Annotated in this window: 7 protein-coding genes; 4 read left to right on the top strand and 3 right to left on the bottom strand. The window is 70.6% G+C overall.

Annotation, left to right across the window (positions count from 1 at the left end):
* Window positions 1-4: 4 nt before the first annotated feature.
* From ACZ7JZ_RS12395 to ACZ7JZ_RS12385, 3 genes are all read right to left on the bottom strand, one after another.
* Window positions 5-229: a hypothetical protein gene (locus tag ACZ7JZ_RS12395; RefSeq protein ID WP_470936891.1), complete on the bottom strand. Its 225-nt coding sequence runs from the start codon at window positions 227-229 to the stop codon at window positions 5-7.
* Window positions 178-5,070: a DNA repair ATPase gene (locus ACZ7JZ_RS12390; RefSeq protein ID WP_470936888.1), complete on the bottom strand. Its 4,893-nt coding sequence runs from the start codon at window positions 5,068-5,070 to the stop codon at window positions 178-180. The genes ACZ7JZ_RS12395 and ACZ7JZ_RS12390 overlap by 52 nt, the downstream gene beginning before the upstream one ends.
* A 97-nt stretch (window positions 5,071-5,167) precedes the next feature.
* Window positions 5,168-7,231 (bottom strand): flotillin family protein, encoded by a 2,064-nt coding sequence (locus ACZ7JZ_RS12385; RefSeq protein ID WP_470936885.1) that lies wholly within the window; start codon window positions 7,229-7,231, stop codon window positions 5,168-5,170.
* Between the two features lie 475 nt (window positions 7,232-7,706).
* Between ACZ7JZ_RS12385 and ACZ7JZ_RS12380 the strand changes: the two genes are divergently transcribed.
* The 4 genes from ACZ7JZ_RS12380 (at window position 7,707) to ACZ7JZ_RS12365 (ending at window position 17,412) form a co-directional block, all read left to right on the top strand.
* Window positions 7,707-9,131: a vanadium-dependent haloperoxidase gene (locus tag ACZ7JZ_RS12380; RefSeq protein WP_470936883.1), complete on the top strand. Its 1,425-nt coding sequence runs from the start codon at window positions 7,707-7,709 to the stop codon at window positions 9,129-9,131.
* Between the two features lie 203 nt (window positions 9,132-9,334).
* Entirely contained in the window at window positions 9,335-10,291 is a 957-nt protein-coding gene (locus ACZ7JZ_RS12375) for a HAMP domain-containing sensor histidine kinase (protein WP_470936880.1), read from the top strand.
* Window positions 10,288-10,938, top strand: a complete 651-nt coding sequence (locus ACZ7JZ_RS12370; protein WP_470936877.1) for a response regulator — start codon at window positions 10,288-10,290, stop codon at window positions 10,936-10,938. Before ACZ7JZ_RS12375 ends, ACZ7JZ_RS12370 begins: the two co-directional genes overlap by 4 nt.
* 276 nt (window positions 10,939-11,214) lie before the next feature.
* Window positions 11,215-17,412, top strand: coding sequence for a DNRLRE domain-containing protein (locus ACZ7JZ_RS12365; protein WP_470937437.1), 6,198 nt, complete (start codon window positions 11,215-11,217; stop codon window positions 17,410-17,412).
* Window positions 17,413-17,416 lie beyond the last annotated feature (4 nt).

Raw genomic sequence — 17,416 nt, 5'->3', positions numbered from 1 at the left:
GCTCCTACCTGCGGGCGCGGTGCAGGCGGACGTCGGGATTGACGAAGAGGTGGACGTATCCGCAGGACAGGCAGATGAGCCCGGTGGCGGTCTCGTCGGCCCAGGCGAGGTTGAAGAGTTCGAGGCCGGAGCTGTTGAGCTTCACGCCCCTCTCGCGGAACTCGTCGCCCTGGCAGATCAGACAGCGGATCCATGTGTCCCCGAGGGAGGCGTGTACCCGTTTGGCCATATCTCTTCCGTCCTGTCCTTCCGGATGGCGCTTTCAACGGCGGCGAGCCGGTCGGCAAGGAGGCCGAGAGCGGCCACGGCCCGGTTCACCGGATCCCCGTAGGAGCCGCCGACCGCCCGACCCCGGACGTACGAGGCGGTGATCTCCGACCAGCGGGCGGCTTGCGGCGGGGTGAGGGTGCCGCGCAGGGCGGCGAGCTTGAGGAGGTTCGCCTCGGCGCCTGTGGCGAGTGTCTGTGCCTCGGCCGTGTAGTGGTCGTCGATGACGGCGGACAGTTCGCCGTCGTGCATGGCGGGCGAGAGCCGGGCCGCGATCTTGTTCATGGAGCGGTAGGAGCCCTGGAGCAGGAACGGGGGCTCGGTCCGGCTGTCCTCCCGCTGTGCGGCCGACGCGATGTAGGCGGTGTTGACGGCGAGGACGGTGGTGCGCGCGGCCACGAGCCGCCGCAGTACGGCGAGCACCTCCTCCAGCTCGGCCGGAGCGTAGGCCCGGGTCAGCCGGTCGGCGCGGGCGGTGGGGTCGCCCTCGGCGAGCCGGACGAGGAGTTCGAGGTCGGCGCGGTCGCGTCCGGCGAGGGGTGCGAGGACAGGGTTCGAGGTGAGGGCGTTCTCGACGAAGCTGAGCGCGAAGGCGTCCTCCTTGCCGGTCAGGACGTCTCCGAGGTTCCACACGTCGGCCCTGTTGGCGAGCATGTCGGGTACACGGAAGCGCTGCCCCGACTCGGTGTACGGGTTGCCGGCCATGCACACGGCGAAGCGCTTTCCGCGCAGGTCGCGCCCGTTCAGGGTGCGGGTGGCGTCGCAGAGCGGGATGAACCTCTGGAGCAGCTCGGGGGAGGTGTGCTGGATGTCGTCGACGTGGAGGAGGACGTTGTTCCCGGCCTCCAGGGCGAAAGCGATCTTCTCCAGTTCGCGGCGAGCGGCCTCGTCGGGGGCGGAGGCCGGGTCGAGCGAGGCGGTCGCCGGCCCGAGGGCCGGGCCGTCGATCTTGACCAGGAGCAGACCGAGGCGCTGGGCGACGTACTCGATGAGGGCCGTCTTGCCGTAGCCCGGTGGGGAGAGGAGCAGCAGCAGGCCGTGGGAGTCGGTGCGCTTGGTGTCACCGGCGGCACCGAGCTGCTTGGCGAGGCTGTCGCCGACGAGGGGGAGGTAGACCTCGTCGATCAGGCGGTTGCGGACGAAGGAGGACATGGCGCGAGGCCGGTGCGCGTCGAGCTGCAGCCGGGTGTGCTCGGCTTCGACCAGGGCGGTGCGCGCTCGCTGGTAGGAGCGGAACCCCGGGACATCCACGGTGGCGAACTGTGACGTGCGGGCCAGGAACTCGTCCAGGCGTATGCCGAGCGTGCCTCCGCGGACCCGCGGGTGGGCTCCGAGCAGGCCCGTGACAGTCCCCGTCGTGGCGCCCTCGACCTCGTAACGGGGCAGGGAGGGGCACAGCTCCACGGCGGTCGCCTCGGCGATGTCCCCCTCGTGGACCGGGTCGTCCGCCGCTCCTGCGTAGGCGCCGAGCCAGCCCTCCACGAGCTGTCGGCGTTCGGCCAGTCCGGGGAGGGCCGCGAGGTCCTCGGCGTACGGACTGCTGCCGGGCGTACCCGCGCCGGTGCGGAAGGCGTCGAGCAGCTTCCGGGCGGTTGGCGAGACCGCGAAGCCGGTCCGCCCCGACGCCAGCTCGTCGAGCAGGTACGCGGCGGCAGACTCCGGACGGGCCTGGTCTGGCGAGAACGACGCGATGGAGTGCCCGAGTTCGATCCGGAGGGCTTCGAGCGCCGGTGCGGTGCCGAAGAGGGAGCGGGCCCGCCCCAGGGAGGCCGCACGGCGCAGGAGGGACGCACGGGCGTCCTCGGCCAGGCCGTGGACCCAGAACAGGACGGCGGCCGCCCGGTCCCGACCCGGGTGCGACAGTGCGCCGGCTCCGCTGCAAAGTCGGAGGAGGACGCGCAGGATCGCGGCGGCGTCGTGGTCGTGGACACCACGCTCGTAGCCCTCGTCGTACGATGCCTCGGCGGCCCGCCGGACCAGGCCGTCGAGTGCGTCGCCGGCCTTGGCCAGGGCCGCGGTGCCGTGTTCGGCAAGCAGCCGGGCCGCCAGGTGTTCGGCCCGGTACACCTCGGCCGACTCGCTCGGAACCGCTCGGTCCCAGTAAGGGCGGGTGGCAGCGAACGAGGCATCGGTGACGGGCCGCCGGTAGTCGGTGCCGGTCAGGGCGAACTCGATGCCGTCCCGGCCCGGCACCAGGGTGACTTCGGTGGGGTGGCGGGTGACGGCGAAGAGGTGCCGACCCAGGCGGATCGTCTCCCCGCCGTCCGCGAACAGGTCGGTGCGGTCGCGCAGCGCGCGGCCCGCTTCCTGCCGGGCCGCCGCCAGCCGGCCCGTCAGCTCCTCCGCGCGTACGCCGTCGCCGAGCCCGCGCAGCCGGCCGATAGTACGGCGCAGTCCGGCCACCAAGGGGTCCGAGGCGAAGTAGGTGTTGACCGCGTCTTCGTCGGAGAGGGCGGAGGCTCGGCGGACCACGGACTCCAGGGCGCGGTGGGCGGATCCGGCGAGGCTCTCGGCGCGCCGGGTCCGGGCGTCCTGGAGGCCCTGGCGGCGGGCAGCGAAGGCGTCGTGCACCTCGGCGCGCTTCTCGGATACCTGGGAGAGGAAGTCCTCGTGCTCGGCGAAGCGTGCCTCCAGGCTCTCCAGCCGGAGCAGTAGCCGGGAGAGCTGGGCGTCGCAGTCCTCAGGCGTGTCGGCAGCGCCCAGGGCGCCGGCGAGGGTCTGGCCCAGCAGGGCGAACTCGGCAGCGAACTCGGCACTGTCCTCCTGCCGCAGAAGGCGCTGCCGGTGTGCGTCGAGTGTGGCGCGCGCCCGGTTCAGGCCCGCCGTCGCCTCGGCGATGCGTTCCAGGAGGGAGATGCGGACGCTCGTGTCAGCGATCTCCAGGCCGGACACGACCTCGGCGAGCTGCTGGAGGCCTGCGGTTCGGCCGTCCAGCTGTCGGCGCAGCGGATCGGCCTCGGCGACCGTGGTGATCGCCCCGGCCTCGGTGATGAGCCGCTCGGCTTCAGCGGCGTAGTCGGCGAAGGCGTCCTCGCGCTGGAGGTGGGCGAGGGCCCGGTGTGCGGTGGAGTCGAGGGCCGCGGCCACCTCCCCGGCCAGGGCGTCGATGCCGGCGGTGTCGGCGTACCTCATCTCCTTGAGGGTCACCAGGTGACCCTGTGCCTTGCGCAGTTCAGTGAGGCGGGCGATCCATTCCGGGGCTCCGGCCGGTGATTCGCCCCGGATCCGCCGGATGAGGCCGGTGGTGGTCCGGTGGGCTTCGGCCAGTGCGTCGGCGGCCTGGCCGATCAGGATCCGGACGGTCTCGAACTCCGCCAGGATCTGCGCCGCGGTCGTCCGCACGGCTTGCAGCAGCCGGGCGAGGTCGCGGCTGCCGGACTCTGTGGCCGTGGCCTCTTCGAGCCAGGGAAATCGGTCGGCGGTGCGGTCGCAGGCGGAAAGGAGCGTCTCGTACCGGACGGCGGCGGTGCCGGTGGCCGCGGTCCGGGTGTCGGCGGCCTGCCGGGCGACGGCCAGGGTGTCGGCTACGGCCCGGACCAGCCCGGCGTTTCCGATGCGGCCGAGCGGACTGTCCACCCGGGTGACGGGGAGGGCATCGGAGGTGAAGGGTGTGCGCCAGACCTGCACCGGGTGGGCCCGGCCCGGCAGATCGGTGTCCGGGCGCAGTGTGACCACGGTGCCGTCGTCGAACCGGGCGTGGCCGTGGCAGGGGAGCGGCGCAGGGATCTCCTTGCGGATCGTGTTGTAGGGGAGGAGCAGACTGGGGCCGCCGGCGCGGGGCCGGAAGGCGAACAGCATGTCTTCGCCGGTGGGGGACGGCAGGGAATGGTCGAACTCCAGGTCGGAGCTGTCCGCGTCGAAGGTTCTGACCGTGCCGGAGGCGAGACAGTAGCCGCCCGGGAAGACGATTCCCCCGTCGTCCGGGAGCCGTCGGCAGGAGCGTCCGATGCCGTCCAGCCGGACGACGGTGCCGGTGACCGGGTTGTAGACGAGATGACGCCGGGTCTGCTCCCTGTACGGCACGACGCGGAGCAGGACCAGCGGTCCGGCGACGGCGTAGGAGATCTCCGCGTCCGCGAGGGACTGGAGCGGCTCGTCCACCGGCTCGCGGTGCAGGACCTCGTCCGTGTCGCTCGCTGGGCTGATGGTGAGCGCGCCGCCGACGGTGGAGACGAGAATGCGTCCGTCGACGGATACGTGCGGGATTCTGCTCAGGACGTGGTCGTCCCGAGTGGTCTCCTGCCAGCGGACGTCATCGGGGGTAGGCGCGGTGTGGTCGCGTTCGCCTCGGGCGTCCAGGAAGCGGGCCGCGCCGGAGGGAGCGAGGGACCAGCGCAGGACACGGATGTCGTCCGCCTGGTCGCCGATCCGGAACACGGCGAGGAGCTTGCCGTCCACGTGCCGCAGGCGCTGCAGCCGGGCGGCGTGGTAGTAGCGGTGGAGCGTGGCGAACTCGTCTCGGAAGGCGGGGTCGTCGAGGAGTCCCGGGGCGGCCTCCTCGGGAAGCGGGTTCAGGTCGCGGTCGTACAGGGCGAGGACATCCCCGACGGCCTTCTCGCCCCGCTGGTCGCCGGCCCCGTTGCAGCCGAGCAGGAGGAGGTTCCCCACGGCGGCCAGGTCCACGGGGATCCGGCTCCCGGCCGTGGGAAGGTACCCGGAGCCGGTCAGCTTCAGGTCCGAGGAGCCGAACGCGGCGATCCGGGCCCCGTTGAGTGCCTCGGCGCCCTTGGCCAGCTCCGCAGCCTGAGCCGCGAGCCGGTCACTCAGCATTCCGTACGTCCCGGTGTCGCTGCCCGTCGTCATCCGTTCTGCTCCCTCGCGTACAAGATCGTGATGTGGCCGGGAAGCCGCCGCCCCCCGCTCGGCGGCTTCCCGGCCGGTGACCGCACCCCCGTGGCGGTCAGCTCTTGGCGGCGCCGTTCACAGCCGACGCCGTTCCCTTGCCGGTGAGTTCACTGACCGTCAGGTCGGCCAGTCCGAGGTCCTTCGCCCTTGCCATGAGCTCGTCCAGCTGTCCCGAACCCGTGGGCATGAGCTTCATCAGCAGGGCGGAGACGGTCAGATTGCGCACGTCGGTGGTCGAGACGGCACCCAGGGCGCGGGTGAGGTCCCCGGTGAACGAGCCGCTGCCGTCCAGCCAGTCGGCGGTCAGGGCCTTCGCCGTCCGTGAGCTCTCCACGAACCCGTCGACGGCACGGCCCATCGACATCGCTCCGACGATGCGGTCGAAGAAGGCGGACTCCCCGCCGACGATGCTGATGTCGGCGCTCTCCAGGCCGGTGGCGAGCACCGTGGCCTGGGCCTCCGCGACCTGGCGCTGGGCGTCGAGCCCGGCGAGCCGGATCTCCTTCTCCGCCTCCAGTCGCAGCCGGTACTCCTCGTGGGTGCGCGAGGCCTCGTCCAGGGCCGCCATCGCGGCCGCCTTCTCGGTCAGACCGGCTGCCTCCGCCTTGAGCTTCTCGCCGATGCCGGTTGCCTCGGCCGTGGCCATCTCGCGGGCGCCGTCTGCTTCGGCCTTCAGCCTGGCGGTCGTGGCCGCGGCCTCGGCCCGGCCGGTCTTCTCGATGACGTGCGCCTCCTTCTCCCGCACGGCGACGGCTGCCAGGCCCTCGGCTGCCGCCTCCGCCTGGATGCCCTCGGCGAGGCGGATCTTGGCGCGGGCGTCGAGTTCGGCGGACTTGTTGCGGGCCTCGGCCAGGGTGAGTTCCTCCGCGGCCCGGTGCACGGCGGCCTGCTCGGCGGCCTCGGCGGCCTTGATGTCCTTGACCAGCTTCTCCTGGGCCTCCGCCTCGGCGGCGATGACGACCGCCTGCCGGGTGCGGTCGGCCTCCTCCACCGCGCGCAGCCGCTTGATGGACTCCTCCTGCTCGGCGACCGTCCGGTCGACCGCCACCCGCTCGCGCACGACCTCGGCGATCTCCCGCCTCTCGGTCTCGACTTCCTTGTCGGCGGCGATCCGGGAGAGCTGGGTCTCCCGCTCCCGTGCGATCACCTCCAGCAGGCGGTCCTTCTCGATCCGCTCGTTCTCGATGGCGATGACCCGCTCGCGGTTCTTCGCCGCGACCGCCACCTCGCGGGCCTGGTTCTCCCGCTGGACGCCCAGCTGCTCCTCCGTCTTGAGGAAGGCGGTCTGCGCGCGCAGCCGCTCCTCCTCCACCACACGGGCGGTCTCGGCCTCCTCGCGGGCCTGTACCGTCTGGATCTCGCGGCGCTGCTTGATCTCGGCATCGGCTTGGCGGCGTTCCAGTTCCAGGATGGTCTCGCGGGCGTCGACGTTCTGGCGGGTGATCTCCTTCTGCTCGTGCTGCCGGTACTCGTTGGTGCGGACGTTCTCGATGGCGGTCAGCTCGGTGATCTTGCGGATGCCCTGGGCGTCGAGGATGTTGCCGGCGTCGAGCTGGGCCAGCGGGGTCTGCTCCAGGTAGTCGATGGCCGCGTCTTCCAGGCTGTAGCCGTTGAGGTCGATGCCGATGATCTCGATGATCTTGAAACGGAGCTCCTCGCGCTTGGTGTAGAGGTCCGTGAAGTCCAGCTGCTTGCCGACGGTCTTGAGCGCCTCGGAGAACTTGGCGCTGAACAGCTCCTGCAGGGTCTCCTTGTCGCTCGCCCGTGCAGTTCCGATGGCCTGCGCGACCCTGATGACGTCCTCGGAGGTCTTGTTCACCCTGACGAAGAACGAGATCCGTATGTCCGCCCGGATGTTGTCCCTGCAGATCAGGCCGTCCCGGCCGGTCCGGGAGATCTCGATGGCCTTCACCGAGATGTCCATGACCTCGGCCTTGTGCAGGACGGGCAGGACGACCTGACCTGTGAAGGTGACGTCAACCTTGCGCATCTTCGAGACGATCAGGGCCTTGCCCTGCTCGACCTTGCGGAACAGCCGCGTCAGGACGACCAGCACGGCGAACGCGAGGACGGTCAGACCGACGACGAGCAGCCCCAGGCCCGACGTGATGGCATCCATCAGGAATCCCCCCTTGAGAGTCAGTGCCGGCGTGGCGTGCGCGACACGCCGGACGGTGGCGACGGCCGAGGGCTGGTGACGGCCCGCCTGCCGGAGCCACACGGTGAACGGAGCAGGCAGGCCACCTGTCCTCCCTAACCGCCGCTTGATTCCAGTGCCCGGCAGTTCGAATCCGAGCGGGCCCTGGAATCCCCATACTGTCCTGCCTCCGGAGATTTCGGCACTGCCGGTCACCGGCAATCTTTACGCCCCTTTAACGCCTGGCGCGCGGGGCGGCACCGGAGTGCGCATACCGGGGCAGGGGCTCCGTATATCGGCGCACGCCTAGAGCTCGGAGTGCGGTTCCGGTCAACGGCGCGCGCGGGGTCGGCCATTCCGCGCGGCTGCGGTCGAACGCGCGCGCACGGAGCGCGATGATCGCGCAGCCACCGCCGGTGGCCATCCTTCACCTGCAGGGACCACGGGGAGTTTCCGCATGTCCACGAACGCCAAATCAGTTCGCCGTTCTCCGCGCCGCCTGCGCGCGCTGGCCGTCGCCGCAGTACTGGCCGCGACCGGAACCCTCCTGTCGGCAGCTCCGCAGCCGGCGCAGGCGGCTCTCCCGCCGCAGACCATCGCGGACCCGGTGCACTACTGGAACGACGTCCTGCTGGAGATCATCCGCAGGGAGGGCGGCGGCCCTGGCCCCATGGCCCGGTCGGCCGCCATGCTCAACCTGGCCGTCTACGACGCGGAGTCCTCGTACCAGCTGAAGTGGAAGGGCAAGATCACCTCCGAGCCCTACCTCCACGCCGAGAAGTACGCCGGCTGGTTCGAGGGGCCCGACGAGGAGGAGCGGGTCATCGGCCGGACCGCCTACAACGTCCTGCTCGGCCTCTACCCGGGCCAGACCCACTACCTCGACGCCCGGTTCCGCGCCCGCTTCGGAGCGGAGCCCACGGCCTTCGACATCCTCGACGCCACCGTCGTGAACAAGATGGTGACCCAGATGCGCGACGCCCGCAGCGGCGACGGCTCGGACAACGACCAGGTGTACGTCGGCGACGACAAGCCGGGAGCCTGGCGTCCTACCAGCTACCCCGACATGGTGGACCCGGCCTGCTCCCAGCACAGCCAGGCCGTGGCCCCCTTCTGGGGCCTGGTCAAGCCGTTCGCCCTGACCTCCGGCTCGCAGTTCAGGCCCGCGACCCCGGGCCTCTACGGCACGTACGAGAAGCTGCTCGCCAGCGACGAGTACAAGCGGCAGGTCGAGGCCGTACGGACCGCCGGCGCCGACAAGCCCACGAGCGCCACACCGGTGGTCAACCGCACCCCCGACCAGGAGGCAGCGGCTTGGTTCTGGGCCAACGACGAGGACGGCACGTACAAGCCGCCGGGCCAGCTGCTCCAGGCCACCCGCGAGGTCGCAACCCAGCGCAAGCTCACCACCTACGAGAACGCCCGGCTCTTCGCCCTCGTCTCCGCCGCGATGGCCGACGCCGGCATCGCAGTACGGGACGTGAAGTTCCTGACCCCGATCGACCTCTGGCGACCCGTCTCGGCGATCCGCGAAGGCGGCCTGGACCCGGAGTGGAAGCCCCTCCTGAAGACCCGCTCGGGCGTCAACGTCAACCCCTGCTTCCCCGCCTGGACCTCCGGCCACGCGACCTTCGGGGCAGCGTGGGCCGGCGTGATGAAGCGCTACTTCGGCAGCGACAGCATCGCCTTCACCATGACGACCGACGACCCGCAGTCCCCCGTCAAGTCCCGCTCCTTCACCAGCTTCAGCCAGGCGGCGCGCGAGGACGCCGAAAGCCGCATCTGGCTCGGCGTCCACTTCCCCTGGGACGCCGAAGACGGCCTGACCCTCGGCGACAAGGTCGCCCACCACGTCTACACGACGAAGCTGCGCCGCCTCTGACACCTCGCCCTGCGACCGGCCGGTCTTCACTCCCTTCCGAGTGGACCGGCCGGTCGCGCGTGCGTGGCCGAATATGGGTGTCAGCATGTATGGACGGGAGGATTCCGTTCTTGCAGACTGCGTCTCGATCAGTTTGCGCAGGTCACGACCCTACCGTCGGACGAGCTGCTGGGTCTGGAACAAGGGGCGAAGGGGGGTCTGCCGTGTCGTTGTTCTGGCGAATTTTCGTCATGAACACGCTCGTGCTCGTGACGGCCGCAGTGTTGCTGCTGAGCCCCTTGGTGACCGTGTCCACTCCCGTCCTCCTCGGCGAGGCGCTGGTGGTGGCGGCGGGGGTCGGGGCGATGCTGCTGGCCAACGCGGCGCTCTTCCGCGTCGGGCTGGCCCCGCTCAAGCGCCTGTCGCGTGCCATGGCCGCCGCAGACCTCCTGAGGCCCGGAGTGCGTACCTCGTCAAAGGGACACGACGAGGTTGCCGAGCTCGTGGAGTCGTTCAACGCGATGCTCGATCGCCTCGAGCACGAGCGAGCCGCCAGCGCCGCCCGTGTGTCACGGGCACAGGAGGCCGAGCGGAAGCGCATTGCCCGGGAACTGCACGACGAGGTCGGCCAGACGCTGACCGCGGTGATGCTTCAGCTCAACTGGTTGAGCAGCCGTGCTCCCGTGGATCTGCGCGGCGACCTCTCGGCAGTCCAGGAGACCACCCGGGACAGCCTGGACGAAATCCGGCGCATCGCACGGCGGCTCCGGCCCGGAGTGCTCGACGACCTCGGCCTGCCCAGTGCGCTGCGTGCCCTGGCGGACGAGTTCACCACCCCTGGCCTGGCCGTCGGACACCGCATCGATCCCCAGCTACCCCGTCTCACGCCTGAAGTAGAACTGGCGTTCTACCGCGTGGCGCAGGAGGCGCTGACGAACGCAGCGCGCCACGCGCACGCCGACCGGATCGTGCTGGAGCTGCGGCATCCGTTCCCAGGGCGAGTCGAGCTGGTGGTCCGGGACAACGGCGACGGATTCGGTGGCGCGGAAGAGGGGTCCGGAATCCTCGGAATGCGCGAACGGGCACTGCTTATCGGCGCCCGAATCGCCGTCGGCACGGCGCCCGAGGGAGGAACGGAAGTGGCCCTGCACCTGTCCGTGAACGAGGAGTCCGAGCTGTGACGCCCCCCATCCGCATCCTTCTCGCCGACGACCACGCCCTGGTCCGGCGCGGGGTACGGCTGATCCTGGAACGTGAATCCGACCTCGTGGTGGCCGCCGAAGCCGGGGACGGCGCCGCGGCCCTGGAGGCAGCGGGCCGGAACTCCGTGGACCTCGCCATTCTGGACATCGCGATGCCCGGACTCACCGGCCTGGAAGCGGCGCGGCGGCTCTCCCGGACCCAGCCGCAGCTGCGCATCCTCATGCTCACCATGTACGACAGCGAGCAGTACTTCTTCGAGGCGCTCAAGGCGGGCGCCAGCGGCTACGTACTGAAGTCCGTCGCCGACCGTGACCTCGTCGAAGCCTGCCGGGCGGCCATGCGTGACGAGCCCTTCATCTATCCGGGAGCCGAAGCCGCGCTGATCCGCAGCTACCTGGACAGGGTGGAACAGGGCGCCGCCAGGTCGAAGGCCGTTACCCGGCGTGAAGAGGAGATTCTGAAGCTGGTTGCGGAAGGCCACAGCTCCAAGGAGATCGGCGACCTGCTCTTCATCAGCTCCAAGACCGTCGAGCGGCACCGTGCGAACCTCCTGCAGAAGCTGGGCCTGCGTGATCGAGTCGAGCTCACCCGCTACGCGATCAGGACCGGCCTGATCGAGCCGTAGCAGCCCCTTCCCACACCCGCTGATCCAGGCCGCTCCGGCTCTTCGCCGCACGGCTATCCCGGCATGCCCCTGACGCTGCCGACCCACGATCCGCGCCCGCCTCAGCACCAGGCGAGGGCGCCGGACCGGGCTCGCATGTCCGGCCCACCCCGAAAGATGCACAAGGAAAGAACCATGAACAGTCACATAGCAGGGCTGCGAACCCAGTTCCGGGGCCGTCCAAGACCTGATCAGCAAGGAGGCCTGCGCACCATTGCAGCCGGCGTGGCCCTGCTGATGTCGGTGTCGACCGTCTACGGGGCCGAGGCTGCCGTTGCAGCGCCGTCCTCGCAGAAGGCGGCCGCCGCCGCGCCGAAGCCCGCAACCACTGCGGCGGACATCCCCTCCGCCCGGGTTGCAGCCCGCCTGTCGGGACAGCGGGTCGAGGCGCTGTCGGAGCGCACCGAAACCTCTACGACCTGGGTCAACAAGGACGGCTCCCTGACCTCGGAGCTGTCAGGCGGACCGATCCGCTTCCGGGACCCCGCCACGGGGGAGTGGCGCGGCGTCGACGTCGCCCTCGTGTCCGACACGGACGGGACGGTGCGCTCCAAGGCGCACCCGCGGGGACTGCGGCTCGCCGGCAAGTCGGGAGCGCGCGCAGCCTCCCTCAAGGCAGCCCAGGCCGCTCCCGCGACCGACCTGGTGACGTTGGGCCAGGGCGAGGAGGCCATCACGCTGCAGTGGCGTGGCGGGCTGCCCAAGCCGGAGCTTGACGGCACGCGCGCCACCTACGTCAACGCCGTCCCGGGCGCCGACGTGGTCGTCGAAGCCACCCGCACCGGCTTCGAGCAGTTCGTCGAGGTGAAGGAACGGCCCGCGCCCGGCTTCTCCTACGTCCTGCCGCTGCGGACCAAGGGCCTGAAGGTCCAGGCCCAGGCGGACGGCAGCGTCCTCTTCACCGACCGCAAGTCCAAGAAGTCCGCGACCATGCCGGCCCCGGTCATGTGGGACGCCACAGTCGACGCCGCGTCCGGTGAGCACACCCGCCGCGCGAAGGTCTCCATGAAGGTCGTGAAGACCAAGGGCGGCGTCGACCTGGTCATGACCCCGGACGCCGCGTTCCTGGCCGACCCCGCCACCCGTTACCCCGTGACGGTGGACCCGTCGACCTCCGTGCTCGGGAACCTCTTCGACACGTACGTCCAGCAGGGCGAGACGGTCGACTGGTCGAACGACACCGAGCTCGACCTCGGCAATCCGGGGACGAAGAACGCGAACGGCACCTTCCGTACCGCTCGCTCCTTCATCACGTGGAACACCGCTCCGGTGGCCGACGCGCTGATCTCCAGCGCGACGCTGTCGCTGTGGAACTTCCACTCCGGCAACGCCCCCGAGTGCACCGGCCAGACCTGGGAGGTGTGGACAGCCAACAACGCCTCCACCGCCTCCCGGTGGACGAACCAGCCCTCGATGGTGACCAAGATGGCCACCTCCACCCAGACCAAGGGCAACACCGCCTGCTCGGCCGACGGCTGGATCACGGCTGACGTCAAGAACCTCGTGCAGCACTGGTCCAACAACAAGTGGGGCCACTCGGGCATGGGCCTGCGTGCGGCCGACGAGAACAACACGAAGCAGTGGAAGCGGGTGAACTCCTCCAACGCCGCGACGAACCCGCCCAAGCTGACGGTGACGTACAACTACCGTCCCCGTACCGGTACCCGGCAGGAGGCGGGGCCGCCGTTCTTCTCCTACGGTGGTGCGTACACGGTCAACACCCTCACGCCGACCCTCCGTGACACGTTCGTCGACGCCAACGGCGACACGATCCAGGGCGCGTTCCAGATCTTCGACAACACCACCAACGCGCAGGTGGGCGAGGTCCTGCGGTCGGCGTTCGTGCCGTCCGGGCAGCCGGCGGCGGTGACCGTCCCCGCGGGCGTCCTGGCCAACGGCAAGACGTACCGCTTCCGCACATCTCCGTACGACGGCACGCACTACAACCTGGGCTGGTCCGCGGAGAAGACCTTCACGGTCGACACCGCTGCCCCCTCCGCCCCCACGGCCATCACTTCGACCGACTACCCGTCGAACGCGTGGGTCAAGGGCGCGGGGCAGGCGGGCACGTTCAGCGTGACCCCGCCGGCCGCCGACCACAACTGGCTGGAGTGGTCCCTCGACGGCACCACCTGGACCAAGGTCTCCACCGGAGGCGCCGCCGGCGCCAAGGCCATCTCGGTCACGCCGCCCAAGGACGGCACGCACGTGCTGTCGGTGCGCGCCGTGGACAAGGCCGACAACAAGTCCGAGACCACCGACTACACCTTCCACGCGGGCCCCGGCGGCTTCGTCCAGCCGGGAGAGGGCGCGCGCACCGTCAAGCGCCTGCCGCTGCTGGCCGAAAGCGATGCGACGAAGTACGACAAGGCCTCGTTCTCCTGGCGGCGGTCCGACGCGGATGCCTGGACGGCGATCCCTGCCGGCCACGTCACGCAGAACGGCACGGCACTCACCGCCTGGCCTGTCCCCCTGACCGCTGGGAAGAGCCCCGCGTTGGTGTGGAACGCCACCGACACGGTCAGTCCCGACGGCACGGTCCAGATCAAGGCCGACTTCACCGGCCCGAACTCCGCCGCGGGAGCCACCGCTCCTCTCACCGTGGTCGTCGACCGCAACGCCGACGGCGCCGCCTCCACCGAGATCGGCCCCGGAACCGCGAACCTGCTGACCGGGGACTACCGGATCGCCGGCACGGAGGAGACCTTCTTCGGAGTCGGAGCCACCCGCACCGCCTCCTCCCGCCGCCCGAGCGCGGGTGCCGCGGCCAAGGGCCAGGTCCCGATCTTCGGTGACGAATGGCTGTCCGGCGCGGTCGCCGAGACCAGCCAGACCGGCTTCACCCACATCCGCAAGACCTCCGCCACGTCGCTCGATCTCGTCATGGAGGACGGCAGCGCGGTCCATTTCACTGCGAAGACCCCTGCCGCCGATGCCTGGACGCCCGAGCCCGGCGCCGAGGCCTGGACCCTCACCGGCACCTTCGCCACCACGTTCGCTCTGACCGGTGCCGACGGCAGCGCCTCGGAGTTCGGCAAGGTCGACCCCGCAGCCGAGACCTGGCAGGTCACCTCTTCCGGCAAGGCCGGCGTCGCTGACAGCGACACCGACGTGGTCTCCGAGGCCGTCACGGTCGACGGAAAGGTGCTCGCCCGTCCGAAGCTGCTCATCGCCCCCGGGAACAAGGTCCCCGCAGCGACCTGCTCGACCACCCCCTCGACGAAGGGCTGCCGCCTGCTGGAGTTCGTCTACCCGACGACCACCACCGCCACGGCCCAGGCCTTCGGCGACGTCAAGGAACGGGTCCGGCAGATCCGGCTGTGGGCCACCGAGCCCGGCGCCGCGAACTCCACCGCCAAGGTGGTCGCCGAGTACGCCTACGACACGGCGGGCCGGCTCCGCGAGACCTGGGACCCCCGCATCACCCCCGCGCTGAAGACCGGCTACGCCTACGACTCCGCAGGCCGGATCACCTCCCTGACCCCGCCCGGCGAACTCGCCTGGACGTTCACCTACGGCAACACCGGTGGAGCCGCGGGCGGCGACGGCATGCTCCTGAAGGTCAGCCGTCCGACGCTCAAGCAGGGCAGCAAGACCGAGACGGACGGCACCGCCACGACCTCCCTCGTGTACAACGTGCCCCTGACCGGCGCCGGCGCCCCCAAGGCCATGGGCAGCGGTGACATCGCGGCCTGGGGCCAGACCAACGCACCGACCGACGCAACCGCCGTCTTCCCGGCGGACAGCGCGCCCGCCTCCCACGACGGGTCCGCCCTGCCTGCAACTGCCTACGGCCGTGCCACCGTGCGCTACCTGAACGCTTCGGGGCTGGAGGTCAACCACCGCGACCAGGCCGGCAACACCGACCTCACCGAGTACGACCGCTTCGGCAACGTCGTGCGCCGCCTGTCCGCCGGCAACCGCGCCCTGGCCCTCGGCGCCACGCAGGAGGACAAGGACCGCCTGACGCGCCTCGGCATCATGGCGCTCAGCTCGGCCGAGCGGGCAGAGCTCCTCTCCGACCGCTCGGTCTTCAGCAGCGACGGCACGCGCACCGTGGAGACCCTGGCACCGCTGCGCGAGGTGACGCTGGCCAAGGCCGTAGTCGAGGGATCCACGACGCTCGTCGCCGCCGGCAGCACGGTCGCGGCCCGCCCGTGGACCGTCAACAGCTACGACGAGGGCCGCCCCACCGACGGCTCGGCGGTCATCCGGAACCAGGTCACCAGCACCGTCAAGGCCGCTCAGCTGCGCGACCTGCCCGCCAAGCAGGCCGACGCCCGGCTGACCAAGAGCACGTACGACTGGGCCAAGGGCGTGGGCACCGCCACGATCGAGGACCCCAGCGGGCTAGCGATCAAGACGAGCACCCAGGTCGACAGCCGCGGCCGTGTGGTCAAGGCCGTCCAGCCCGGCTCCAACGGCAGCGACGCGGCCACGACGACCACCGAGTACTACACGGCGGACGGCACCGGCGCCTGCGCGGGCCGCCCCGAGTGGGAGGGCCTGATCTGCCGCACCGGCCCGGCGGCTGCAATCACCGGAGGCGGGGCCAACCCTGCCGAGCTGCCCGTGAAGACGTACGAGTACAACGTCTTCGGCCAGATCACCAAGATCACTGACACTGCGGCCGGCACCACCCGCACCACCACCAGCACCTACGACGCAGCCAGCCGCCTGACCAAGGTCACCGTCACCGGTGGCGTCGGCACCGCGGCACCCGTCTCGACCACCGAGCACGACCCCGCCACCGGCCGGGTCTCCAAGATCACTTCGAACACCGGCGGTGCCGTCACCAAGGAGTACGACGCCCTCGGCCGCCTGGTCTCCTACGGAGACGCCGACGGCGGAGTCACCACCACCGAATACGACCGCCTCGACCGGCCGGCCAAGGTGGCCGACTCGGTGCCCTCCACGGTCACCTTCGGCTACGACCACGCCAAGGAGCCCCGAGGCCTGGCCACCTCGATGACCGACTCCGCCGCGGGCACCTTCAGCGCGGTCTACGACGCCGACGGGGGCGTGGTCAAGGAGACCCTGCCCGGCGGCTACACCATGCGCCAGAACCTCGGCCGGGCCGGGGCGCTCCAGGAGCGCACCTACACCCGCGACTCCGACGGCGCCCTCGTCCTCGGCGACTCGGTCACCGAATCCGTCCACGGGCAGCGCCTGACCCGCACCGGCGGGGCCGGCCAGACCGAGCAGCAGGAGTACACCTACGACGCGATCGGGCGCCTGACCCAGGTCGCCGACACCTATGCCGACGTGTGCACCGTACGGGGCTACGGCTTCGACAGTCGCTCCAACCGGACCTCGCTCACGACGGCCGCGGGCGCGCCCGGGGCGGACTGCCCCACCGCCGGCGGCACCACGAAGACCTCGGTCTTCGACACCGCCGACCGGATCGTCGACGCGGGCCACGCCTACGACAAGTTCGGCCGCACCACCTCGCTGCCGGGCGGCACCGCCCTGGGCTACTTCAACAGCGACCTGGTCGAGCAGCAGACCGCCGGCAGCTCGCGGCAGACCTGGACCCTCGACCCGGCACAGCGCGTACGCGGCTTCAAGACCGAAGCCAACTCCGGCGGCACCTGGACGCAGACCGCATCGAGGACCAACCACTACGCGAGCGACGCCGACAGTCCCCGGTGGATCACCGAGGACGCCGCCGGCCGCGTCACGCGCATGGTGCAGGGCCTCGCAGGAGGGCTTGCAGCCACGACGTCGGCTACCGGAGAGGTGGTCCTCCAGCTCGCCAACCTGCACGGCGACGTGAGCCTGGCGCTCCCCTTGGACACGTCCAAGCCGCCGACGGCCATGAGCACCGACGAGTACGGCAAGGTCCGCGAGGGCTCGCAGGCCGCCCGCTACCAGTGGCTGGGCGCCGCCCAGCGCTCCTCCGAGACCCTCGGCGGCACCATGCTGATGGGCGCCCGCGTCTACAACCCGGATTCCGGCCGCTTCCTGCAGGTGGACCCCGTACCGGGTGGCGCCCGCAACGCCTACGAGTACGTGGGCGCGGACCCGGCCAACGCCTACGACCTGGACGGCCGCTGGACCTGGAAGCGGACCATGTACCGCTCCTGGGGCAAGCTCGTCGCACAGGTCTACATCCCGGGCTGGGGCAAGAGCTCCGGTTACGTGGCCGTCACCGGATACTTCAACTACCGGTGGACCTGGCGGGTCAAGGAGTACTCGCACTACGCCTACGGAGTAGCCGGCGCGCTGTCCGCGGGCATCCCGGTGGTCGGCTGGCTCGTCGCCGTCGCCATCGGCGGGTACGGTGCGTGGATCCAGTACACGGCCCACAACGCGATCAACCGGGGAGGCCGCTGCCTTGCGGTATCGGCCGGTGCGAGCATCTGGTTCCACAAGTACTGGAAGTACGTGCAGAACTACAACACGTTCTTCTTCCCGTGGCAGTACCGCTGCTGATCGC

This window comes from Streptomyces sp. NPDC038213 (assembly GCF_055600495.1).
Note: the sequence above shows the minus strand (reverse complement) of the source record. Positions and strands in the feature narration are given on the sequence as shown.

What these genes read in the sequence shown, in the direction of transcription:
- ACZ7JZ_RS12395 (WP_470936891.1), bottom strand. Translation starts at nt 229, where the DNA reads ATGGCCAAACGGGTACACGCCTCCCTCGGGGACACATGGATCCGCTGT.
- ACZ7JZ_RS12390 (WP_470936888.1), bottom strand. Translation starts at nt 5,070, where the DNA reads ATGACGACGGGCAGCGACACCGGGACGTACGGAATGCTGAGTGACCGG.
- ACZ7JZ_RS12385 (WP_470936885.1), bottom strand. Translation starts at nt 7,231, where the DNA reads ATGGATGCCATCACGTCGGGCCTGGGGCTGCTCGTCGTCGGTCTGACC.
- ACZ7JZ_RS12380 (WP_470936883.1), top strand. Translation starts at nt 7,707, where the DNA reads ATGTCCACGAACGCCAAATCAGTTCGCCGTTCTCCGCGCCGCCTGCGC.
- ACZ7JZ_RS12365 (WP_470937437.1), top strand. Translation starts at nt 11,215, where the DNA reads ATGTCGGTGTCGACCGTCTACGGGGCCGAGGCTGCCGTTGCAGCGCCG.